Raw genomic sequence first — 22,613 nt, forward strand, 5'->3', positions numbered from 1 at the left:
AGCGGGTGGTGGCCGCTCGGCGTCGTCACTGTCAGTGGCCGGGCCTACGATGGGCGGTCCAGTGCACACGTTGGGGGGACACATGTCCATGCGGGTACGAGCAGGGGCCCTGGCCGCGGCCGCCGTGCTGCTCGCCGGCGCGGCGGCCGGCTGCAGCTCCGGGGCGGGTTCGGGCACCTCGGGTGGCGGCGGTGAGCGGCAGGCACCCGAGCGGCAGGCCCCGACCGGGCAGGCGGCCACGCTGCCCGCCGCGCTCACCGGGCAGCGGCCGGAGTGGCGCGCGTGTGCCGCGCCCGAGGGCGGCGAGCGGCCCGGCGGGGAGTGGCGGTGTGCGAGCGTCAAGGTCCCGCTGGACTACAAGCGTCCTGAGGGCGAGACGATCAGCGTCGCGTTGATACGCCAGGAGGCGAAGGACAAGGACCGGCGCATCGGCTCGCTGCTGTTCAACTTCGGTGGCCCGGGCGCCTCCGGCGTGGAGCTGCTGCCCCAGTTCGCCGACCAGTACCGCAAGCTCAACGCACGGTACGACCTGGTCGGTTTCGACCCGCGCGGGGTCGCGGGCAGCGCGGGCGTGCGGTGCCGGGACGACAAGGAGCTGGCCGCCGCCGAGGCGAGCGTCGACCTCACACCGGACACGGAGGCGGAGACGGCCGCGTTCCTCCGGGACGGCGCCGACTTCGGCAAGGACTGCGCCGCCCGCAACGGCAGGCTGATCCCGCATCTGACCACCTCCAACACCGCCCGGGACCTGGACCTCCTGCGGCACGTGCTGGGCGACCGGAAGCTGAACTACTTCGGCATCTCGTACGGCACGCAGCTCGGCGGCACCTACGCGCACCTGTTCCCGAAGAACGTCGGCAGAACGGTCCTGGACGCCGTGGTCGACCCGACGGCCGACTCGGTGGCACACGCCCGCCACCAGACCACCGGGTTCCAGCGGGCGCTGGACAGCTACCTCGCCTCGACGGGCGAGAGCGCGAAGGCGGGCACCGCGCGCGTGGCCGGGCTGCTGCAGCGGCTCGACCGGCAGCCGCTGCCGACGAGCAGCGGCCGGCAGGTCACCGACAGCCTGGCGCTGACCGGCATCGCGCAGGCGCTGTACGCGGAGAGCCTGTGGCCACAATTGACGGGCGCGCTGGAGGAGGCCGAAGAGGACGGCACCGGTGACAAGCTGCTGGAGCTCGCCGACTGGTACAACAACCGCGACGGCAACGGGCACTACAGCACCCAGGCCCACTCCCAGCGGGTGATCTCCTGCGCCGACAGCAACCGGCGGCCGACGACCGACGAGGTGAAGGCGCTGCTGCCGGAGTTCCGGCGGATATCCCCGGTCTTCGGCGACTTCCTGGCGTGGGACTTGGCCGGCTGGTGTGCGGACTGGCCGGTGAAGGGCGAGGCCGCGCACTCCGCGGCGAGCGCGCCGGGCGCGGGACCGATCCTCGTGGTGGGCACCACGGGCGACCCGGCCACGCCGTACGAGGGGGCGCAGAGGATGGCGGCCGAGCTCGGCGCGGGCGTCGGCGTCCTCGTCACCAACAAGGGCGAGGGGCACGGGGCGTACGGTTCGTCGTCCTGCGTGACCGGGACGGTGGACGACTACCTGCTGGACGGCAAGGTGCCGGCGAACGGCACGACCTGCTCGGCGTGACGCTCACGCGGAGGGGCCGGATCCAGTCCCGGATCCGGCCCCTCGGCGTGTGAAGCGAACGCATGAAGCGAACGACGGCCTGGCGGACCGCCTTCCCCGGTCAGAAGACCGGCTCGGCCAGAAGACCGGCTCGGCCAGAAGACCGGCTCGGCCAGAAGACCGGCTCGGCCAGAAGACCGGCTCGGCCAGAAGACCGGCTCGGTCAGTAGACCGGCTTCTCCGGCTCGATCTGGTTGACCCAGCCGATGACGCCGCCGCCGACGTGCACCGCGTCCGCGAAGCCCGCCGACTTCAGCACCGCGAGGACTTCCGCACTGCGGACACCCGTCTTGCAATGCAAGACGATCTTCTTGTCCTGCGGCAGGTCCTGAAGGGCGCTGCCCATCAGGAACTCGTTCTTCGGGATCAGCCGGGCGCCGGGGATCGAGACGATCTCGTACTCGTTCTGCTCGCGGACGTCGATGATGTCGATGTTCTCGCCCTCGTCGATCCACTCCTTGAGCTGCTTGGGAGTGATCGTCGAGCCGAGCGCCGCCTCCTGGGCCTCCTCGGACACGACGCCGCAGAAGGCCTCGTAGTCGATGAGCTCGGTGACGGTCGGGTTCTCGCCGCAGACCGCGCAGTTGGGGTCCTTGCGGACCTTGACCTGGCGGTACTGCATCTCCAGGGCGTCGTAGATCATCAGGCGGCCGACCAGCGGGTCACCCACGCCGGCCAGGACCTTGATCGCCTCGGTGACCTGGATGGAGCCGATGGACGCGCACAGCACGCCCAGCACGCCGCCCTCGGCGCAGGAGGGGACCATGCCCGGCGGCGGGGGCTCCGGGTAGAGGCAGCGGTAGCAGGGTCCGTACTCGGACCAGAAGACCGACGCCTGGCCGTCGAAGCGGTAGATCGAGCCCCAGACGTACGGCTTGTTGAGCAGCACGCAGGCGTCGTTGACCAGGTAGCGCGTGGCGAAGTTGTCCGTGCCGTCGACGATCAGGTCGTACTGGCTGAAGATGTCCATCACGTTGTCGGCTTCGAGCCGCTCCTCGTGAAGGATCACGTTCACGTACGGGTTGATGCCGAGGACGCTGTCCCGCGCGGACTCGGCCTTGGAGCGGCCGATGTCGGACTGGCTGTGGATGATCTGGCGCTGCAGGTTCGACTCGTCGACCTCGTCGAACTCCACGATGCCGAGCGTGCCCACGCCGGCCGCGGCCAGGTACATCAGGGCGGGCGAGCCGAGGCCGCCGGCGCCCACACAGAGCACCTTGGCGTTCTTCAGCCGCTTCTGCCCGTCCATCCCGACATCGGGGATGATCAGGTGGCGGGAGTACCTGCGGACCTCGTCTACGGTGAGCTCGGCGGCCGGCTCGACCAGGGGTGGCAGCGACACGGGGACTCCGTTGGTCGGTAGTCAGTACGGTTGTTCTCCCCGTAACACTGCCACGGCCCTCCTCATTCCGAGACACCCGGTCCGATACGCGAGACGATTTCGTCCCAGTAGCCGGGCAGCGCCGCGAATGGACTGGTTTGTCCGACCCGGTCTTCCGCCTGGTCGGTGAAGAAGATCGTCCCGGCGCCCTGCCAGCGGGCGATGCGCAGCGCCTCGTCAAGATGGGTGCGCGGCACCCCGTGGACGAGGTGCACGAACCGTTCGGCCGGATGGTCCGCCGTCCACTCCGCCGCCTGCGACCAGCGGTAATCCGCCCAGGACCCGGAGAAGGTCACCAGCTGGCAGGCGAGCCGCGCGTACCCGGGGTGGGAGGGGCCGCCGTGGCCCAGCACCAGGTGGCCGCCGTCGGCGTGGTCCAGGAGCACCTCCAGCGTGCCCGCCGTACGCCGGACGTCGGCGAGGTGCGCCCGGTCCGCGGGACAGCGGTCCAGCAGGAAGCCGTCCACCCGGTACCAGTCGACGTACCGCTGGGCGTCGGAGACGACCTCCTCGAAGGGCCGGGCTCCGTGGCACAGGTCCAGATGCCCGAGGACCGTCACGCCGGCGTTGCGCAGTCGGCCCGCCGCCTCCAGGCAGTGCGGGTCGGGGCGCGTCCCGGGGCCGCCCGCGACATCGAGGACGACCCAGTGCAGCGGCGTGCCCGGGCGGGTCAGCGCGGCCCATTCGGCGGGGGCGACCAGCGGGTGCGCGTAGCCGGGCACGCCGAGGCCGAGCCGGTCCGGCCCGGTCGCGGAGAGGGCCGTGCCCTGCGCCGCGCCCTGCGCCGTGCCCAGGACGGTGCCTGGGAGCATGCCCTGCGCGGTGCCTGGCGCCGCGCCCTGCGCCGTACTCCGTGTCGCGCCCCGCAGCCAGGCGCCCGTCCCGGTCAGATGCGGCATGCCGCCTCCATCCAGATGTCGGCGAGGGACTCCTCCAGGTTGATGCGGGGCCGCCAGCCGAGCCGGTCCCGCGCGGTGCGGACGTCCGCCTGCTGCCAGCTGCCGCACCCGTCGGGGTACGGGTACGGCGGGGCGGCGGCCAGGTGGTCCGGCAGGCTTTCGCCGCGCTGGGCCCCGATGGCCGGTCCGCCGGCGGGGCCGCCGAGGGGCCCGCCGAGGGAGGGGCGTCCCGGCGGGGGGTCCAGCTCGTGCAGGGAGCCCGCGTAACCGGCGACGCGCGCGAGGACGGCGGCCGCGTCCCGGAGCCGTACGGCACGGCCCGTGCCGATGTTGACGATGCCCTGCGCGGCGGAGAGGGACGCGGCGTGCACGGCCCGCGCCACGTCCCGTACGTCGACGAAGTCGCGCTGCGCGCCGAGCCCGCCCAGCTTCAGCTCGCCGTCACCGGCCTGCATGGCGCGGCGCATCGCCTCCGCGAGCCGGCCGAGCGGGGACGCGGCCGGGGTGCCGGGCCCGACGGGCGAGAAGACCCGCAGGACGACGGCGTCCAGACCGGAGCCGAGGACCAGCTCGGTGGCGGCCAGCTTGGACACGCCGTACGGCCCGCCGGGGCGCGGCACCGCGTCCTCGGCGGTGGAGGAGCCGGGCTGCGAGGGCCCGTACTCGGACGCGCAGCCGACCTGCACCAGGCGGGCCCCGCAGACGCTGCGGCGCAGCGCCTCGCACACGGTGGCGACGGCCACGGTGTTGTGCCGGATCAGGTCGCGCGCCCCGCCCCGGGTGGTGCCGGCGCAGTTGATGACCACCCCGGGGTGGACGGCGTCCAGGAACCGGGTGAGCGCGCCGGGGCTGCCGCCGGCGAGGTCGAAGCGCACGTCGGCGTCGTCGCCGCGCCCGAGGGCGGTCAGGTGCACGGCCGGGTCGGCGAGCAGCCGGTCGGCGACGAAGCGCCCGATGAATCCGTTGGCACCGAGCAGAAGCACCCTCATCGCGCGGCCCCTTCGTGCCGACCGGCCGTTGCTGGGGTTCGGGGTGTCATGTCTGTTCTCTCCTAGGGGTGGTGTGACGGGGTGGGGCTGTACGCCGCGCCCGTACGGTGTCGGCTCCGCGAGCGGGCACGGCGACGGCGGGCGCCGTGGGGGTCAGGGCGCCACGTGGGCGGAGGCCCGGCCGAGGACGGCCGCGGCACGCGCCAGCAGGGCCAGCGCCGCCACGCCGCAGGCGAGCGCCGGTACGGCTCCGGTCCCCCAGGCCACGACCGCGGCCTCGACGGGCCGGGCGAGGACGTCGCAGCCGGGCAGACGTCCGGCGAGCAGGGAGGCCGGTGCGAGCGCCTCGGCGGCGCAGGCGCCGAGCAGCCCGGCGGCGGCCGGCTCGGGGAAGCCGTGGACGGTGAGCAGCCGGGCGGCGAAGAGCAGGACCCCGAGGGCGACGGCGGCCAGGAAGCCGCTGACGCCGCCGAAGGCGCCCCAGCCGCCCAGGCCACCCCCCACGCCGCCACCGGAGGAGTCGGAGCCCGCCGGCCAGGCCGCCGCCACGGCCGCGCCCGCGGCCGGCAGCAGGGCCACCAGCGCCACCGCGTACAGCACGACGACGAGGGCGAGGAGCGGGCGTACGGCGGCGGCGACGTCACGCAGCGTCCGGCCGGCCGCGAGCCGGCGGCGCGCCCGTACGGCGAAGAACCGCGCGCACCAGACGGCGGGCGCCACCGCGAACGCCAGGCCCACCAGCGGTGCCGGGGCCGGGGGCCACGGCTCGTCCGGGCCGCCGCGGAGGAGCGCGGCGAGCAGGCCGTCGCCGTACGCGGCGTACGCGAGCAGCAGCAGGCCGGGCCAGGCGCGCAGGCCGGGAACCGTGCGCCGGGCGCGCGGCCGCAGCGGCCCGCGCCGCAGGCACCCGGCGAGCGCCGCGGCGGCGCCGACGGCCCCGGCCACGCCGACGGCGGTGCGCACCGCCCCGTCCGTCACGGCGGCGCCCGCCAGCGCGGCCGCGCAGACGGCCCCGGGGAGCAGCGCGAGCAGCACCCACGCGTACCGCCGCCAAGTCGCCTCGGAACCAGGAGCAGGAACAGGAACGGAAACTGCAGGGGCAGGAGGCCCGGCGGCACCTTCGGCGGGGCGGGGCACACGCGCGTACAGCTCCTCGGCCAGCGAGAAGACGTCACGGTGCCGGAAGCGGGCGGCGGTGCGGTCGGTGATCCCGTACGTCTCCAGGCCCGCGGCGATGTCCAGCGGGTCGACGGCGCGCTCGCAGAGCTTCCGGTGGCGGAGCAGCAGCATCCTGACGGGGTCAGCCACGGCCGCCTCCCGCGTGTGCGCCGACGGGGCGCCCGGCCCACCCGGGGGCGCCGGGGCGCCCGGTCCAGGTGCCCTGGAGGAAGTCCTCGGCCGGGAGGGCGAAGGGCACGGGGCCACCGGCGGCGTTCACCGCCTCGGTGGTGCGGCGCGCCGGGGTGTGCGACAGCAGCTCCAGGTAAATGCCGCGAAATGCCGCCACGTTCTGCTCGGTGGTGAACAGTTCGAGCGCCCGGGCCCGTGCGGCGGCGCCCAGGCGCGCACGGCGGTCGGGGTCGCGCAGCAGGGCGAGGCAGGCGTCGGCGAGCGCCGGCGCGTTGCGCGGGGGGACGACCAGGCCGGTGCCTCCGATGACCTCGACGACCGCGCCCACGTCCGTGGAGACCGTCGCCCGGCCGCAGAGCATGGCCTCGACGAGCCCGGCCGGAAAGCCTTCGGCGGCGCTCGACAGGACGCTCACACCGCCCGCCGCGTACGCCTGCGCCGGACCGCCGGACCGCCGCTCGAACACCACCGGCGCGTCGGACGGACCGGAGGGGCCGGAGGGACCGGCGGCGCCGGAGGGGATGAGCCGTGCCGCCAGGGCCTCGCAGTGGGCGAGGTACGCCGCGGAGTTCCGCCCGCGCCCGGGTTCGGTGATCACCCGGAGCCGCGCGTCGGGCTCCTGCTCGCGCACCCGGGCGAAGGCGTGCAGCAGCGTGATCAGGTCCTTGGCGGGTTCGACGCGCCCCACCCACACCAGCGTGCGCGCGACACCGGGGTCCAGGGTGTCCGCCGCCTCGCCGACCGCCGCGAAGGGTTCGGCGTCGATGCCCGCGTACACCGTGCGCAGCTTGGCGCGGTCGGCGCCGCACCGCTCCTGCCAGCGGCGGGCGTGGGTGGTGCCGGGGGTGATGACGGCGGCCTGCCGGTACACCTCGGCGGCGTGGAGGCGGTGGAAGGAGGCGAGCAGGGTGCGTACGGGAGCGCTCAGGCGCGCGTCGGCACCGGCGAGGTAGTGCGCGCGCAGCTGTACGCCGTACTCCGTGACCAGCAGCGGGACCCCGAAGAAGCGTTTGGCCATCAGCCCGGCCAGCGCGGGGCGCCCCGCCGACGTGGCGTGGCACAGGTCGACGGCGCCGAGGCCGTCCTCCTCGCCGTACCAGTCGAGCGAGAGGGGGCGCAGGGCGCGCTCCAGCCGGTCGGTGACGGCGAGGAGTTCGGTCACGGTGACGCCGTGCAGGCCCCGGCGTGCGCCGGGCGCGCGGCACGCCGACTCCAGGGCGCGCAGGGCGGTCTCGGAGCGCAGCGCCGGGGCGAGGCCGCCGCTCTCGCGCGCCAGCTCCGCGAGCCCGTACAGCGCTTCGGCGAAGGAGCCGACCGCGTCCTCCCGGGTGCCGCACACCGCCTGCGCAAGCTGCCCGATGTGCGCGGCGAACCGGCGTCGGGCGTGCCGTCCGGGGCGGCGGCCGTCCACCGCGGGCTCCCACAGGGCCGCCGTCCGCACCCGCGCGACCTGCGGCGGGAGGGAGACCCAACCGCCGTCCTCCTGGCGGGCGCTGCGGCTGAGCGCGTAGACGTCGACGACGTGCTGCGCGAGCCCACGCACGAGCCGGTCGCACCAGAGCCCGCCCTCGTGTGAGGCATACGGGTACCCGCCCTCGGCCAGCAGTCCGATCCGCACGAGCACACCCCCGATCTCCCTTGAGTACGGCCGCCGTTCAGCCCGGCGGCGCGCGGCTCGGACGAACGTAAGCGGATATGCCGATGGCGCGACGGACGGTTGTCCATCGCGCCACCGGAAGGGGTGAATGCACGTAACTTTCCCGTACACGACGCGTTTGGTCGCGCTACGGGGCAGCCCCCTCACACATGGTGAGGGGGCTGCTCAGGAATCGCCGGGGTAGACCCAGGGGTTGGGCCGGCACTTCACGCCGTCGATCTCCAGCGACTTGGTCTGCTGCTGCATGACCGGCGCGAGCGCGCCCGGCGTGCGGCACGTGACGTGGTTGTGCCCGAGGCGGTGCCCGACCTCGTGGTTGATCAGCATCTGCCGGTACGCGTACATGGCGTCGGCGCCGTACGTCTCGGAGCCCTGCGCCCAGCGGTACGCGTTGATCATCACGCGTTCGGTGGCGGCGGAGTCGCACGAGACGTTGTCGATCGTCGTGTCGAGGCCGGACTTGGCGCACCAGACGCCGGTCGTGCCGGGGCTGGCGAGGGTGACGACGAACCGCGCCTCACCGCTCGACACCCGCTCGAACGCCATGGCACCGCCGTGCGCCCAGCTGCGGTCGTCGTTCAGGGTCTTGTGGACCGCCTCGGCGAACAGCCGCGCGTCGAGCCCGAGCCCCTTCTCCACGTCGACGCGGTAGCGCACCTTCTCGCCACGCCCGGGCGGCTTGTCGAACCCGGGGACGACCTCGAACGCCCCGGACCCCTTCAGCGCCGGGTCCATCGGGAACTGCCGGGTCATGAGCTGTTCGTACGTCGCGGGCGCGGCCGGCTGCTCCACCCGGCCGGCCTCGGACGGCACGGCACGGCCGTCGGCGCGGTCGGAACGGTCGGAGCGGGGGGCCGAGCCATCGTCGTCGCGCTGGGCGGCCTCGCCCGCCGGCCGGTTGGCGGAGAGGTCCGGCCCGGTGCCGGTGACCTGGCCGGCCACGACGATCGCGAGGACCGTGGTGACGGCGGCGGCCGCGATGCCGGTGACGGTGCGGCCCTTGCCGGACCTGCCCTCCTTGGGGGCGGTGGCCGATGCCTCCTCGGGCCGGTCCTCCCCCTGGTCCGTCCGCCGGGCGTCCTCGCCCCGGCCCTGGTCGAACGCCTCCACGAACTCGCGCCGCGGTCCCGGTATCCGCGCCCCGGCACCCACGCCGCTCCGGGGCCCCGGCGCCGTACGGGGTGCGCCCTGCCAGTCGCCGTACCGTGCGGGCTGCTCCTGGTGCGGGTGCTCGGGGTGGCCGCCGCGCGCGTGCGGGGCCTGGTGCCGCTCGTCGGCGTACGCCCGCGGCGGCTCGTACGCCCCCGGCGTCTCGTACGGCCAGGGCGGCGGGGAGGCGGGAGACGCGGGCGCGGCGCCCTTGCGGCGCCTTCCGGTGCCGGGCCCGGGTACGGCCCCGGGACCGGATGCGACGCCGGGCCCGGGTACGGCGCCGGAAGCGGGTACGGCGCCGGGAGCGTGTGCGGGCCGCTCCGCCGGGGCGGGTGCGCCCTCGCTCCCGGCCGGCACGGCGGGAGCGGAGGCGGCGGAGGAGCCCTTGCGACTATGTCGTCCCACGCCCTGGATCAGCTCCCGCCGTCGTCGTCGCCACCGTCAGGGGCGTCGCTTTCGTCGATCAGTTCCCGTACGGCCTTCGCGACCGTCTCCGGATACTCCATCATCGCGACGTGTCCGGCGTCCGGAAGCGTCAGCAACCGCGCGTCGCGGAAGGCGGCCGCGGCCCGGCGCGCCATGCGGAACGAGACGAGCTGGTCGCGCCCGCCGTACACCAGCAGCGTCGGCGCGAGCACCCGCTCCGCCTGCCGCCACAGGTTGTGCTGGCCGCCCACGGTGTACGCGTCGACGATGCCGCGCGCCGAGCGGGCCATGGCGTCCCAGAAATAGGGGAGGGCGAGGCGCCGCTCCATCTCCTCCACGGCGTTGCGGAAGCCCTCGTCGGTGACGCGGCCGGGATCCCCGTAACACAGGGACATCACGCCCCGGACGCGCTGCTCGGCCGTCCAGTCCCTGGTCAGCCGGGAGAACAGCGTCGAGACGCCCGGCAGCGCGAGCAGCGCCGTCGGCCAGGCGCCGCGCTGCGGGCGGAGCTCCGGCAGCGCGGGCGAGACGAGCGTCAGGGTGCGCACGAGGTCGGGACGGACGGCCGCGACGCGGGTGGAGACGGCGCCGCCGAGCGAATTGGAGATGAGGTGGACCGGTCCCCGGTCGGCGGCGTCGAGGAGCCGGATGACGGCGCGGGCGTGCGCGGTCACCGAGTAGTTGCCGTCGTCGGGCGGCGGCGAGTCGCCGAAGCCGGGCAGGTCGACCGCCTCGCCGTCCACGCGGTCGGCGAGGAGCGGCATCAGCGCGGACCAGTTCTGCGAGGAGCCGCCGAGCCCGTGCACGTACAGCGCGGGCGGCAGTCCGGCGCGGGCGGCGGGCCGCGCGCGTACGGTCAGGGTCAGTCCCGGCAGCGCCACCGTGCGCAGCCGCTCGCCCTCCGCGACCCGCACGGTGCTCACCCGCGGTGCCGCCGCGGCGACGGCAGGGGTTTCCGGCAGCTCGGTCGAAGACATGCGGCAATGTTACGAGACGATCACGCAACGATTGCTGTGTCGGCCATCACAGATCGCATAGCGCCTTCCACGGGTACCTCCTAGGCTCGTAGAGACGGGGCATTTCGCCCAGGCCCCTGCCCGTCCACGTGAAAGGGAGCCCATGACCGTCGACCCGACCGACTTCGAGACCTTCGACGAGACCGCCGACGAGACCGCGGACGAGACCGCGACCGGCGCGTTCACCGAAGAGACCCCGGAGGCGGACGCCGCCGAACAGCACACGGAGCTGCGGCCGCGCGAGGACGATCCGCTCACCCGCATCGACCCGGCGCTCGTGAACCCGGCCGACGCGGCCGAGCAGACGCGGGTGGTGGACCTCGACGAGGACGACTACCGCTGAGGACGACTACCGCCGAGCGGCCGACCAGCAGTGGTTTTGGCCTGTTTGACGTCGTTAAAAGTTGAATCTGCTGGCACCAGGGAGCTACCACGGGCGTCCGGTACGTGAAATTCTGCGCTCGCACCGCGCACCGCCGGGTTACCCAAAAGTACGATGGCGGGCGTGGCGCACAGCGCCACATGGATCGATTTTGGGAGGCGGCGTGACAGCCATCGAGCAGACAGAGGCGGCGCGCCCGAGGGGTACACGCCTGCCGCGCCGTGCCCGACGCAACCAGCTTCTGGGCGCGGCCCAGGAGGTCTTCGTCGCCCAGGGGTACCACGCGGCCGCGATGGACGACATCGCGGAGCGCGCCGGGGTCAGCAAGCCGGTGCTGTACCAGCACTTCCCCGGGAAGCTGGACCTGTACCTGGCACTGCTGGACCAGCACTGCGAGTCGCTGCTGCAGGCGGTCCGTACGGCGCTCGCCTCGACGACCGAGAACAAGCTGCGGGTCGCCGCGACGATGGACGCGTACTTCGCGTACGTGGAGGACGAGGGCGGCGCGTTCCGCCTGGTCTTCGAGTCCGACCTGACCAACGAGCCGGCCGTGCGCGAGCGCGTCGAGCGGGTCAGCCTCCAGTGCGCCGAGGCGATCTCGGACGTCATCGCCGAGGACACCGGCCTGTCCAAGGACGAGTCGATGCTGCTGGCCGTCGGGCTCGGCGGCGTGTCACAGGTGGTCGCGCGGTACTGGCTGTCCAGCGAGTCGTCGATCCCGCGCGAGCGGGCGGTGCAGCTGCTGACCTCGCTGGCCTGGCGGGGCATCGCGGGCTTCCCGCTGCACGGCTCGGAGTCGCACTGACACCCGACGTGTTCGCTGTTGGCGTGTTCGACTGACGGCTGCCGGGTCCCCTCTCCGGGCTAATGTGTGCTGCGTACGGCGCGGCGAACCGCGCAACGCTGACCGTTCGGAGGGACATAGCCGTGGAGGTCAAGATCGGCGTGCTGCACGCGCCCCGGGAGATCGTTCTGGAGTGCGGGCAGTCGGCCGCGGACGTCGAGGCCGCGGTGGCCGACGCTCTGGCGGGCAAGGCGCAGCTGCTCAGCCTGACGGACGACAAGGGCCGCAGGGTCCTGGTGCCGGCGGACCGTATCGCCTACGTGGAGATCGGCGAGCCGGCGGCGCGCCGGGTGGGTTTCGGCGCGCTCTAAGACGTACGGGGCCCACGGGACCGGTACGAGGAAGGCCCGGCGGATGCGGTCGCATCCGCCGGGCCTTCCTCATGCCATGTCTCCGGTCGATGACCGGGGCGACGGTCCGGTCGGCTCGACCAGGGTTGTTTCGGTCACTGATCGGGTAGTACGGCCTACGACCGTTTTGCCCGCCCGGCCCCACCGCGAGGTGATCAGTTGTGCTCGTGGAAGCTCTCGGCTCCGTCATGCTCGGACTCGCACTCTCCTGGGCTGCCCTCCAGCGGCTGGCCGACCGGCTTCCGCCGCGTCGCACGGTACTGATCGCCGGCGCCCTGGGCGGGCTGTTCGGCGCGCTCGTCACCCACGCGGCGCTCGGGCCGGGCTTCGTGCTGGGCACCCTGCTGGGTGCCCTCGCCGTGGACGCGGTCGTCCTGTCGCTGCTCCTGCGGCCGACCCGTCGGCTGCGCCGCTCGGCGGCGACGTAAGCCCGGCGGCGCGAGGGCGGGTGCCAGGGCCCGGGTGCCGGGGCAGGCGTCAGGCCGCGAGGCCCAGCGCCGCCATCCGCTTGGTGTGCGCCTTGGTGATCCGGGAGAACATCTCGCCGACCGCCGCCAGGTCGAAGCCGTCCGCGACCCCGCCCACCAGCATCGTCGACAGCGCGTCGCGCTCGGCGACCACCCGCTGGGCCTGCGACAGGGCCTCGCCCATCAGACGGCGCGCCCACAGCGCGAGCCGGCCGCCCACGCGCGGGTCGGCCTCGATCGCGGCGCGCACCTTCTCCACGGCGAAGTTGCCGTGCCCGGTGTCGTCCAGCACCGCCAGCACCAGCGCGCGCGTGTCGGAGTCCAGGCGGGCGGCGACCTCGCGGTAGAAGTCGCTGGCGATCGAGTCGCCCACGTACGCCTTGACCAGGCCCTCCAGCCAGTCGGACGGCGCCGTCTGGCGGTGGAACTCGTCCAGCGCCCTCGCGAACGGCTCCATCGCGGACGTCGGGTCCACGTCGATCGCGGTCAGCCGGTCCCGCAGCCGCTCGAAGTGGTGGAACTCCGCCGACGCCATCTTCGCCAGCTCCGCCTTGTCGGCGAGCGTCGGCGCCAGCTTCGCGTCCTCGGCGAGCCGCTCGAAGGCCGCCAGCTCGCCGTAGGCGAGCGCGCCGAGCAGGTCCACGACCGCCGCGCGGTACTGGGGCTCGGCGGAGGCGCCGGCCCAGTCGAGGGCGGCGATCCCGGTCGGTTCTTCGGTCGGTTCTCCGGCGGGGGCGGAAGCGGTGGCGTTGTCAGGCGTCTCCATGAACGGCACAATAGCCCGCCCGTCGGCGCCCGCACGGGCGAGCCCGGCGCACGCCCCGCGCACGCCCGGCGCGACGCCGCGGCGGCGTGGGCTCCGACGCCGTCGAGTGTGACCTGCCCCTCGTTATGAATTGGCCCAACACAGATGCGCGATTCCGGGGTACAGTGATATTGCGCCTGCTGAGTATTCAGTCGTCTTCGTACACATACTCGGCGGGCCATCTCATGAATGAGGATGCCCGGTCGGTGGCCCGATCGGCTCCGACCCGACAGCCCTCGGGGCGCCTGGTGCGCCACTTGAGGGGCCCCTCAGCGGTATGACGCTCGAGCGACGGCAGTGGTCCCGCGCCACCCGACTGCGGCCTTGACGGCCTGCGGCCGGCCGTAACTGGCACGGTAAGACCCCCAGCGTTCGCCTCGTACCGCGTCTCACAGAAGAGGCAGCACCCTGACTACGACTTTCCGAGAGCTCGGGATCCTCCCCGAGACCGCCGAGGCGCTCGAAGCCGTCGGCATCACGACGCCGTTCCCCATCCAGGAGATGACCCTCCCGGTCGCGCTCTCCGGCACCGACGTCATCGGCCAGGCCAAGACCGGCACCGGCAAGACGCTCGGCTTCGGCCTGCCGCTGCTGGAGCGGGTCACCGTCCCCGCGGACGTCGAGGCGGGCCGGGCCACGCCCGGGCAGCTGACCGACGCCCCGCAGGCCCTCGTGGTCGTTCCGACCCGCGAGCTGTGCACCCAGGTCACCAACGATCTGCTCACCGCCGGCAAGGTCCGTAACGTCCGGGTCCTCGCGATCTACGGCGGCCGCGCGTACGAGCCCCAGGTCGAGGCGCTGAAGAAGGGCGTCGACGTCATCGTCGGCACCCCCGGCCGCCTGCTCGACCTGGCCGGCCAGCGCAAGCTGGACCTGTCCAAGGTCAAGGCCCTCGTCCTCGACGAGGCCGACGAGATGCTCGACCTGGGCTTCCTGCCCGACGTCGAGAAGATCATCAACATGCTTCCGGCGAAGCGCCAGACCATGCTGTTCTCGGCGACCATGCCGGGCGCGGTCATCGGCCTGGCCCGCCGCTACATGTCGCAGCCCACGCACATCCGCGCCACCGCGCCGGACGACGAGGGCGCGACCGTGGCGAACATCGCGCAGTACGTGTACCGCGCGCACTCCATGGACAAGCCCGAGATGGTCTCGCGCATCCTCCAGGCCAACGGCCGCGGCCTCGCGATGATCTTCTGCCGTACGAAGCGGACGGCCGCCGACATCGCCGAGCAGCTGGAGCGCCGCGGCTTCGCGTCCGGCGCGGTCCACGGCGACCTCGGCCAGGGCGCGCGCGAGCAGGCGCTGCGCGCGTTCCGCAACGGCAAGGTCGACGTCCTCGTCTGCACCGACGTCGCGGCGCGCGGCATCGACGTCGACGGCGTCACGCACGTGATCAACTATCAGTCGCCCGAGGACGAGAAGACCTTCCTCCACCGCGTGGGCCGCACCGGCCGCGCGGGCCGCAAGGGCATCGCCGTCACGCTGGTCGACTGGGACGACATCCCGCGCTGGCAGCTGATCAACAAGGCGCTGGGCCTGGACTTCCACGACCCGGTCGAGACGTACTCGACGTCCCCGCACCTGTACGCGGACATGGACATCCCCGAGGGCACCAAGGGCGTCCTGCCGCGCGCCGAGCGGACCCGTGCGGGTCTGGACGCGGAGGAGCTGGAGGACCTGGGCGAGCCGGGCGGCCGTGGCCGTTCGCCTCGTACGTCGCGCTCGTCGCGTTCCGACCGCCCGGAGCGTTCGGGCCGCTCGGAGCGTTCGGACCGTTCGGAGCGCTCGGACCGTTCGGAGCGTTCGGAGGACGAGGCTCCGGCGCGGACGCGCACCCCGCGCCAGCGCCGCCGTACGCGCAGCGGCGCCCCGGTGGCCGCGGACGCCGCGGTGACCGCGGCGGCGACCGCGGTGGAGGAGGCTCCCGCGTCGGACGCGCCCCGCACCCTTCGCCGCCGTCGGCGCACCCGCGTGGGCGCGGCGTCGGAGACGGCCCCGGTGACGCCGGTGGCCGCGGAGCCCCAGGCCGCCGCTCCGGTGGCCCAGGCGACCGAGGCCGCTCCGGTGGCCGAGCCCGTCGCCCAGCCTGTCGTGGAGCCCGTCGCGGAGGAGCCGGCGAAGCCGCGCCGCCGCACGCGCAAGAAGGCGGAGCCGGTGGCCGAGGCCGCGGCGGCGCCCGCCGAGGTGGCCGAGGCCCCTGCCGCCGAGGCTCCGGTCGAGCCGAAGCCGCGTCGTACGCGCAAGAAGGCCGAGCCGGTGGTGGAGGCCGCGGAGGCCGAAGCGCCGGCCGAGGCCAAGCCCCGCCGCACGCGCAAGAAGGCCGAGCCCGCCGCCGAGACCGCGGAGGCACCCGCCGCCGAGGCTCCGGTCGAGCCGAAGCCCCGCCGTACGCGGAAGAAGGCCGAGCCCGCCGCCGAGACCGCGGAGGCACCCGCCGCCGAGGCCAAGCCCCGCCGCACGCGCAAGAAGGCGGAGCCGGTCGTGGAGGCCGCGGAGGCACCCGCCGCCGAGGCCAAGCCCCGCCGCACGCGCAAGAAGGCCGTCGCCGCCCAGCCCGAAGGCTGAGTGCTGAGCGACCCGGCTTCGATGGCCCCCGCGTCCTCCTCCCGGAGGCGCGGGGGCCATCGCCTTGCGCAGGGCCCACCCGCCCCACCGGTAGCCTCGGGGCATGAGCCGGCCGCCCACCTTCACGCCACCCCCCTGCGCCCGCGCCTCCCGTCTGCGGACCGCGCGCGGCGACTTCGCCGTCCTCGACGCCCGCCCCGCCGAGGGCGTCGCGGTGAGGGGCACCGCCCTGCTGCTGCCCGGGTACACCGGCAGCAAGGAGGACTTCATCGCGATGCTCCAGCCGCTCGCCGACGCGGGCTACCGGACCGTCGCCGTGGACGGCCGGGGCCAGTACGAGACCGAGGGCCCGGAAACCGAAGACGCCTACGCGCAGGCGGAGTTGGCACGCGACGCGATCGCGCAGGCCGAAGCGCTCGGTAACGACGGCGGCAGCGGGCCGGTCCATCTCCTCGGGCACTCGCTCGGCGGCCAGATCGCCCGCGCCGCCGTCCTCCTCGACGCCGCGCCCTTCGCCACGCTCACCCTCATGTCGTCCGGCCCCGCCGAGGTCGCGCCCGCCCAGCAGCAGAAGATCAAGCTGCTCGGCGACGCGCTGCGCGTCATGACCATGGACCAGGTCTGGGAGGCCATGCGCGCGCTCGACCCGCCGGAGGAGGCCGAGTACCTGCGCAGCACCCGCGAGGACCTGCGGCAGCGCTGGCTGCGGCACCACCCGGTCCAGCTGCTGGTGACGGGCCGCCGGCTGACCGTGGAACCGGACCGGGTCCACGAGCTCGCCGCCCTCCGCCCGGCCCTCCCCCTGCACGTGGTGTCCGGCGAGAGCGACGACACCTGGCCCGTCCCGCTGCTCGACGCCATGGCGGAGCGCCTCGGCGCCCACCGCACGGTCGTCGAGGGCGCCGCGCACTCGCCGAACACCGACCGGCCGACGGAGACCGCGGCGGCCGTCACGCGCTTCTGGGATACCCGGGGGCCTCGGCGGCAGGGGCTTCAGAACCGCGACTGAAGCTGCTGCCAGAAGCCGTCCCGCAGTGCCCGCCGCAGCACGGCGTGCCCGCGCAGCGAACGGCTCAGCAGCCGTTCGGCCTCCATCAGGAGGTCCTGGTCCACGGGCCCGGGCAGGTACGGGTGGCTCGGCAGCAGCTCGGCCATGGTGACCGGGCCCCGCTCCGCGAGCCAAATCTCCGCGATCCGGGCGCCGAGGAAGCGCACCTCGTCGCGCGACGGCGGCGGCTCGCCCTCGTTCTCGTACGTCGTGACCGGGCGGCGCGTGACGTACGGGCGGCAGAAGTCCAGGTCGAAGGCGCGCCGGCTGTCGACCTCCCACAGCAGCGGCTCGGCCTGGTTGCGCCCGTCCGCAGCCTCGATGCCCCACAGGTGCACGCGCGCGCCGTAGCCCTGGGCCGCCTCGACCGCCGAGACCAGGTCCTCGTCGCCGCCGACGAGCGCCGCGTCGCTGATGGCACGGTGGCGGGCGAGGGACTCCAGGTCGGAGCGGATGAGGGAGTCGACGCCCTTCTGCTGGTTGTTGGCGTTGAGGTTGCCGAGCCGGACCTTGACGTCGGGCAGTTCGGCGATGGCCTGCTGCTCGGGCGTGTGGATGCGGCGCCTGGCGCCGTCGTACCAGTACACGCGCAGCAGCCGGCTGTCGGCGAAGATCGTGCGGGCCTTGTCGATGAAGGCCTCGATCAGACCCTCGGCGTCGAGGTCGAAGGCGCGCCGGTCCTCGGTGCCCGCCACCAGCAATCCGGCCGAAGCATAGACGTAACCGGCGTCGACGAAGATGGCATGCGTCGAGGGCGTCTTCGCCACCTCGACGAGCATGCGCTGGAGGAGCTCATTGGTGCGCTCCAGGCGACGGGACAGCTCGGCGGCTTCGTTCGCGGTGGCTTCGTTCGCGGTGGGTTCGTTCGCGGTGGGTTCGTTCACGGCGGCTTCGTTCATACCGGCTTCATTGTCCGTCGGCGGCTGACACCCCGCCAGTAGTTAGACACGTAAAAAATTTCCTTAGCGTAGGGAATGTTTAAGGTACGCAGGTCGTTGCACCCGTATGGAACACGACGAAGGGAGAAGCCCGTGCGCTTTGAGATCATGCGACTCGACGACGTCGACGGCACCGCCGTGGACAGCACCGTCGTGGACGCCGCCTCCGTCAACAGGATGGTGCAGCAGGCCGCCGCTATCGGCCAGCGCATCTATATCCGCCCGGCTGAGACCACGGCGTCGTAAGCGCCTGGGCATCGCCCACACACCGCCGCGCCCCCGCACGGAACGACTCCGAGCGGGGGCGCGGTCGTGCGCGAACCGCCGCGTCACGCGGCCTGGATCGTCTGCATCACGCCGTTGATGATCTGCTGCACCGCGATGGCGGAGAGCATCATGCCGGCGAGCCGCGTCACCAGCACCACACCGCCGTCCTTGATCACCCGGATGATCACCAGCGAGTAGCGCATGGTCAGCCACAGCACGATGTGCATGGCGGCGATCGCGCCCCAGACCGAGACCTGCTCCCCCACCCCGTCCGCGTGCTGCACGGCCAGGATGACGGACACGATCGCGCCGGGTCCGGCGAGCAGGGGCATGCCGAGCGGGACGAGGGCGACGTTGACGTCCTTCGTCTGCTTCGGCTCGTCCGTCTTGCCGGTGAGCAGGTCGAGCGCGATGAGCAGCAGGAGCAGCCCGCCCGCGATCATCAGCGCGGGGACGGAGACGTGCAGATAGTCCAGGATCTGCTGACCGAGGATGCCGAAGACGGTGATCACGCCGAAGGCGACGGCGACCGCCTGCCAGGCCATGCGGCGCTGCGTCTTGGCGGGGCGGCCGGAGGTCAGGGCCAGGAAGATCGGGGTGATCCCGGGGGGATCCATGATGACAAAAAGGGTGAGGAAGAGGGAGCCGAAGACGGCAGCGTCGAACACAGTGTGGCCTTGCGGAAGAGGTGCGAACAAAAAAGGAGGGGGGAGAGCGTCGCGGTTCACGGGCAGCGGAGGAACGCCCGGGCCGCCCGCCACGCGGGGTCGTTACGGGCGTCCTCCCCCAGAGCTACGCCGGGGAGGGACCCCCGGTGCCCGGCACCGGGAACGCGCCGGTGGCGCGCCGGATGATCTCGCCGTAGATCTCCGGGTCGGTGGTGTACTCGCCGAGCCGGCAGGTCTTGCGGCTGCCGTGGTAGTCGCTGGAGCCGGTGGTCAGCAGTCCGAGGTCCCCGGCGAGGCCGCGCAGCCGCGCGCGCGTCGGCTCGTCGTGGTCCATGTGGTCGACCTCGATGCCGTCGAGGCCGTACGCCGCGAGGTCGGCGAGGACCGCCTCGGGTACGGTGCGGCCGCGCTTGACGGCGAGCGGGTGCGCGAAGACGGTGACGCCGCCGGCCGCCTTGACGAGGCGGATGGCGGTGTACGGGTCGAGCTCGTGCTTCTCGACGTACGCCCGGCCGCCGTCGGCGAGCCACTCGGGCGTGAAGGCGTCCGAGACGGAGCCGACGACGCCGAGCTCGACGAGCGCCTCGGCTATGTGCGGGCGGCCCACGGAGCCGTCGCCGGCGATGGCCGCGACGCGCTCCCAGGTGACCGGCACGCCCAGCTCCTGGAGCTTGCCGACCATCGCCCGGGCGCGCGGCACACGGTCGTCGCGCACGAGCTCGCGCTCGCGGGCCAGCTCGGGCTCGTCCGGGTCGAAGAGGTACGCCAGCATGTGGACGCCGACGCCGTCGATGCGGCAGGAGAGCTCGGCGCCGGTGACGAGGGTGAGCCCCTCGGGGGTCGCCGCGAGGGCCTCCGCGTATCCGCGCGTGGTGTCGTGATCGGTCAGCGCGACGACGTCGAGCCCGGCCGCGGCTGCGGCGCGCACCAGCTCGGCGGGGGTGTCCGTACCGTCCGAAGCCGTGGAGTGGGTGTGCAGGTCGATGCGCACGACGCGTGACTCCGGGGCTCGGTTACGGACAGGGGACACCCCAGGATAACCGCCCCGGAAGCCGCGTTCCGCACGTCAGAGCAGGCGTGGCGTCAGCGCGCCGCACGGCAGGAGCTCGACCTCCGCGCCCGACTCGCGGACGTCGGTCAGGACGAGTTCGTCGTACAGCAGCATCCCGGAATGCTCCGGCCAGACGATCGCCCACAGCCACAGCCCGCGCGCCTCGCCCGCGAAGACCGCGCGGTCCTCGGGCGCGTCGGTGACGTGCCACAGCGGTGTGGGGCGGCCGGCGGCGAGGACCTTGGTCTGCGGGGGTTTGTCGCCGCAGATGTGCGGGCCCGGGTCGGGGCCGTCGATGCCCGCGTACCGCGCGCCGAGGCCGACGCCGAGCTCCTCGGCGATCAGCAGCAGCTCGCCGACGCCGCCGAGCGGGCCGGGGCCCGAGCAGGCGACGGCGGTGGCGCGCCCGCCGCTGCGGTCGTCACCGGCGTACGCGACCCCGGTGAAGAGCCAGCCGAGCGGCAGGGGCCAGGGCATCCAGACGGGGACTCTCGCGCGGTGCGTCACGACGCCGAGCGCCTCGACGCTGGGTGGCAGCACGGGCTGCAGCGGGTACACGGGGCCGTGCACGGCGCACTGCCAGGAGTCGGAGAAGAGACCGGGCGCCCGGACCCGGCCTCCGCACTTCGGGCAACTGGGTTCGCCCCTCATAGCGTTCAACGGTCCTACCCGGCCGTCGCCGCGTCAAGGACGATCACCCTTCCGGTGTGCCATCCGGCCCAGGAAAAGTACATGTAATTTGCATCCATTAGCCTCTCTAATTTATTGTGTGCATATAGCACTCATCTCTGACTCCGGAGAGGACACCCCCGCATGACGGCTCAGGCACCCGACCCCCTCGACGCGGGCGCACAGGGCGGGCGCGGCATCCTGCGCCAGCCGAGGGCGGTGTGGGCCACCGCCGGCGCGTCCGTCGTCGCCTTCATGGGCATCGGGCTGGTGGACCCGATCCTGCCGTCCATCGCCCAGGGCCTGCGGGCCACGCCCAGCCAGGTCTCCCTGCTCTTCACCTCGTACTTCCTGATCACCGCCGTCGCGATGCTGATCACCGGCTTCGTCTCCAGCCGCATCGGCGGCCGCCGGACGCTCCTCGCCGGCCTCACGCTGGTGATCGTCTTCGCCACCCTGTCGGGCACCTCCGGCTCGGTCGGCGAGCTCGTCGGCTTCCGGGCGGGCTGGGGACTCGGCAACGCGCTCTTCGTCTCGACCTCGCTCGCCGTGATCGTCGGCGCGGCGGCCGGCGGCAGCGCGGCGGCGATCCTGCTGTACGAGTCGGCGCTCGGCCTCGGTATGGCGTGCGGGCCGCTGCTCGGCGCGGTCCTCGGCGACGCCAGCTGGCGCTACCCGTTCTTCGGCACCGCCGCGCTCATGGCGATCGGCTTCCTCTGCATCGCCGCGTTCCTGAAGGAGCAGCCGAAGCCCGCGCGCAAGACGGCCCTGCTCGACCCGCTGCGGGCGCTCGGGCACGGAGGGCTCGCCTCCGCCGCCGCGGCGTCGTTCTTCTACAACTACGCCTTTTTTACGGTCCTCGCCTTCACGCCGTTCGTGCTGGACATGACGCCGTACAGGTCCGGCGCGGTCTTCTTCGCCTGGGGCGCGCTGCTCGCGGTCTTCTCCGTGCTGGTCGCACCGCGGCTCCAGGAGCGGTTCGGGTCGCTGAAGGTGCTCGGCGGCTCGCTCGTGCTGCTCGCCGCCGACGTCGTCGTGCTCGGGTACGGCGACCACACCACGGCCGTGGTGTGCACGATCCTGTCCGGCGCCTTCATCGGCGTGAACAACACCGTCTTCACCGAACTGGCCCTCGGCGTGTCGGACGCCCCGCGCCCGGTGGCGAGCGCCGGCTACAACTTCGTGCGCTGGTTCGCGGCGGCCGCCGCCCCGTACTTCGCGCCGAAGCTCCAGGAGTGGAGCGACGTCCACCTGCCCTTCCTGGTGGCGGGCGCGGCGGCCCTGATCGGCGCGGGCATCGTCGTCGTACGGCGGCGGGCGCTGGCCCACGAGGCCGAGGAGCACCTGGGGGCGCGGCCCGAGCCCGCCTTCGCCAACTGACGTACCTCAGTCCAGGGTTACGGACCTGCGCAGCGGATCGCGCAGGTCCGTACCGGCGTTGAGCCACCGTTCCTGGAGCGCCTGCGCGCCGTGCACCCGCTTCCACGCCGCCTCGTTGGGCGTCATCGGCAGCAGCGGCAGGAACCGCACCGGGTCCCTCGGCTCGTCCAGCTCGAGGTCCTCGACCAGGCCCCCGGACTCCGCGACCAGCACGGAGCTGAACGGCGCGCCGGGCCACAGCGGTTCACCGAGGTCCAGGGACGCCCCCGGCGCCACGACCACGCCTTCGACCTGCGGCGAGGCGGCCAGCACGGCCAGCGGGCGCAGCACCTTGTCGGTGTCGGCGATCCCCGCCCGTACCGTGAGGAGAAGCTCCGCGCGCGGGCCCTTGACCGGGTCGGCGAGCGCGGCCGTGGGGTCGGTCATGGGCTGGGCCGACATGCCGAGGGTGGCGTACCGCACCACATCGCCCTCGGTGAAGCGCAGCACTTCGATGCGGTCCGTGCCGAGGAAGGTCACGGCGGCGCGCGCGTCCGGTTCACCGAGGGCGGTGCGCAGCCGGGCCTCGACCAGTGCAAGAACTTCTTCCATCCGCCGAGCATAAAGCGCGTATGGAATG

At 73.5% G+C, this 22,613-nt stretch carries 21 protein-coding genes and 1 pseudogene; 9 read left to right on the forward strand and 13 right to left on the reverse strand.

From position 1 onward, the window contains the following. The first annotated feature begins 82 nt into the window (after positions 1–82). Positions 83–1,648 carry an alpha/beta hydrolase gene (locus AB0A69_RS13205; protein WP_361419534.1) on the forward strand — a complete coding sequence of 522 codons (1,566 nt, stop codon included), beginning with the start codon at positions 83–85 and terminating at the stop codon, positions 1,646–1,648. A 202-nt stretch (positions 1,649–1,850) separates the two neighbouring features. Here AB0A69_RS13205 and moeZ read toward each other — a convergent pair whose 3' ends face one another. From moeZ to AB0A69_RS13240, 7 genes are all read right to left on the reverse strand, one after another. Continuing rightward, entirely contained in the window at positions 1,851–3,029 is a 1,179-nt protein-coding gene (gene moeZ, locus AB0A69_RS13210; protein ID WP_361419537.1) for an adenylyltransferase/sulfurtransferase MoeZ, read from the reverse strand. A 62-nt stretch (positions 3,030–3,091) separates the two neighbouring features. Continuing rightward, the gene (locus tag AB0A69_RS13215) at positions 3,092–3,880 is read right to left on the reverse strand and encodes a spherulation-specific family 4 protein (RefSeq protein WP_361419815.1); all 789 of its coding nucleotides are present in this window, start codon (positions 3,878–3,880) and stop codon (positions 3,092–3,094) included. Between the two features lie 74 nt (positions 3,881–3,954). Continuing rightward, positions 3,955–4,956, reverse strand: coding sequence for an NAD-dependent epimerase/dehydratase family protein (locus tag AB0A69_RS13220; RefSeq protein ID WP_361419539.1), 1,002 nt, complete (start codon positions 4,954–4,956; stop codon positions 3,955–3,957). Between the two features lie 153 nt (positions 4,957–5,109). Further along, on the reverse strand, positions 5,110–6,264 hold the full coding sequence (locus tag AB0A69_RS13225; protein WP_361419542.1) for a hypothetical protein: 1,155 nt from the start codon (positions 6,262–6,264) through the stop codon (positions 5,110–5,112). Continuing rightward, the gene (locus tag AB0A69_RS13230; protein WP_361419818.1) at positions 6,257–7,924 is read right to left on the reverse strand and encodes a DUF3492 domain-containing protein; all 1,668 of its coding nucleotides are present in this window, start codon (positions 7,922–7,924) and stop codon (positions 6,257–6,259) included. Before AB0A69_RS13230 ends, AB0A69_RS13225 begins: the two co-directional genes overlap by 8 nt. Positions 7,925–8,128: 204 nt before the next feature. Next, on the reverse strand, positions 8,129–9,520 hold the full coding sequence (locus tag AB0A69_RS13235) for a DUF3152 domain-containing protein (RefSeq protein WP_361419545.1): 1,392 nt from the start codon (positions 9,518–9,520) through the stop codon (positions 8,129–8,131). A gap of 8 nt (positions 9,521–9,528) precedes the next feature. Continuing rightward, entirely contained in the window at positions 9,529–10,518 is a 990-nt protein-coding gene (locus AB0A69_RS13240) for an alpha/beta hydrolase (RefSeq protein WP_361419548.1), read from the reverse strand. A 142-nt stretch (positions 10,519–10,660) separates the two neighbouring features. Between AB0A69_RS13240 and AB0A69_RS13245 the strand changes: the two genes are divergently transcribed. The 4 genes from AB0A69_RS13245 to AB0A69_RS13260 all read left to right on the forward strand — a co-directional run bounded on the left by AB0A69_RS13245 (position 10,661) and on the right by AB0A69_RS13260 (position 12,561). Continuing rightward, entirely contained in the window at positions 10,661–10,900 is a 240-nt protein-coding gene (locus AB0A69_RS13245) for a hypothetical protein (protein ID WP_361419551.1), read from the forward strand. A gap of 202 nt (positions 10,901–11,102) precedes the next feature. After that, positions 11,103–11,744, forward strand: a complete 642-nt coding sequence (locus AB0A69_RS13250; protein ID WP_355364199.1) for a TetR/AcrR family transcriptional regulator — start codon at positions 11,103–11,105, stop codon at positions 11,742–11,744. A gap of 122 nt (positions 11,745–11,866) precedes the next feature. Further along, positions 11,867–12,094, forward strand: a complete 228-nt coding sequence (locus AB0A69_RS13255) for a DUF3107 domain-containing protein (protein WP_361419554.1) — start codon at positions 11,867–11,869, stop codon at positions 12,092–12,094. 200 nt (positions 12,095–12,294) lie between these two features. Beyond that, positions 12,295–12,561 carry a hypothetical protein gene (locus AB0A69_RS13260; protein ID WP_361419557.1) on the forward strand — a complete coding sequence of 89 codons (267 nt, stop codon included), beginning with the start codon at positions 12,295–12,297 and terminating at the stop codon, positions 12,559–12,561. A 49-nt stretch (positions 12,562–12,610) separates the two neighbouring features. Here the strand turns inward: AB0A69_RS13260 and AB0A69_RS13265 are convergent, their stop codons facing one another. Continuing rightward, positions 12,611–13,366 (reverse strand): ferritin-like fold-containing protein, encoded by a 756-nt coding sequence (locus AB0A69_RS13265; protein ID WP_361419560.1) that lies wholly within the window; start codon positions 13,364–13,366, stop codon positions 12,611–12,613. Positions 13,367–13,753: 387 nt separating this feature from the next. Here AB0A69_RS13265 and AB0A69_RS13270 point away from each other — a divergent pair. Together AB0A69_RS13270 and AB0A69_RS13275 are read left to right on the forward strand one after the other, a co-directional pair. Beyond that, positions 13,754–15,961, forward strand: a pseudogene (locus tag AB0A69_RS13270) (DEAD/DEAH box helicase); the annotation flags it as partial. Positions 15,962–16,076: 115 nt separating this feature from the next. Further along, a complete protein-coding gene (locus AB0A69_RS13275) occupies positions 16,077–16,982 on the forward strand; it encodes an alpha/beta hydrolase (RefSeq protein ID WP_361419563.1) in 906 nt (301 codons plus the stop codon). Here AB0A69_RS13275 and AB0A69_RS13280 read toward each other — a convergent pair. Continuing rightward, complete coding sequence (locus tag AB0A69_RS13280; protein ID WP_361419821.1) at positions 16,967–17,800, reverse strand: NYN domain-containing protein; 834 nt, start codon at positions 17,798–17,800, stop codon at positions 16,967–16,969. The two genes, AB0A69_RS13275 and AB0A69_RS13280, sit on opposite strands and share 16 nt — an antisense overlap. A gap of 252 nt (positions 17,801–18,052) precedes the next feature. On the opposite strand from AB0A69_RS13280, the gene AB0A69_RS13285 reads away from it, so the two are divergent. Continuing rightward, complete coding sequence (locus AB0A69_RS13285; RefSeq protein ID WP_361419566.1) at positions 18,053–18,205, forward strand: hypothetical protein; 153 nt, start codon at positions 18,053–18,055, stop codon at positions 18,203–18,205. A gap of 83 nt (positions 18,206–18,288) precedes the next feature. Here the strand turns inward: AB0A69_RS13285 and AB0A69_RS13290 are convergent, their stop codons facing one another. From AB0A69_RS13290 to AB0A69_RS13300, 3 genes are all read right to left on the reverse strand, one after another. Continuing rightward, complete coding sequence (locus AB0A69_RS13290) at positions 18,289–18,894, reverse strand: MarC family protein (protein WP_361419569.1); 606 nt, start codon at positions 18,892–18,894, stop codon at positions 18,289–18,291. A 124-nt stretch (positions 18,895–19,018) separates the two neighbouring features. Further along, complete coding sequence (locus AB0A69_RS13295; RefSeq protein ID WP_361419572.1) at positions 19,019–19,885, reverse strand: PHP domain-containing protein; 867 nt, start codon at positions 19,883–19,885, stop codon at positions 19,019–19,021. Between the two features lie 75 nt (positions 19,886–19,960). After that, entirely contained in the window at positions 19,961–20,596 is a 636-nt protein-coding gene (locus AB0A69_RS13300) for a DUF6758 family protein (protein WP_361419575.1), read from the reverse strand. Between the two features lie 162 nt (positions 20,597–20,758). Here AB0A69_RS13300 and AB0A69_RS13305 point away from each other — a divergent pair, with 162 nt between their 5' ends. Continuing rightward, the gene (locus AB0A69_RS13305; RefSeq protein ID WP_361419578.1) at positions 20,759–21,994 is read left to right on the forward strand and encodes an MFS transporter; all 1,236 of its coding nucleotides are present in this window, start codon (positions 20,759–20,761) and stop codon (positions 21,992–21,994) included. Positions 21,995–22,000: 6 nt separating this feature from the next. Here the strand turns inward: AB0A69_RS13305 and AB0A69_RS13310 are convergent, their stop codons facing one another. After that, complete coding sequence (locus tag AB0A69_RS13310; protein WP_361419581.1) at positions 22,001–22,585, reverse strand: suppressor of fused domain protein; 585 nt, start codon at positions 22,583–22,585, stop codon at positions 22,001–22,003. Between the last annotated feature and the right edge of the window lie 28 nt (positions 22,586–22,613).

It is taken from the genome of Streptomyces sp. NPDC045431 (assembly GCF_040646655.1).
Lineage (GTDB): Bacteria > Actinomycetota > Actinomycetes > Streptomycetales > Streptomycetaceae > Streptomyces.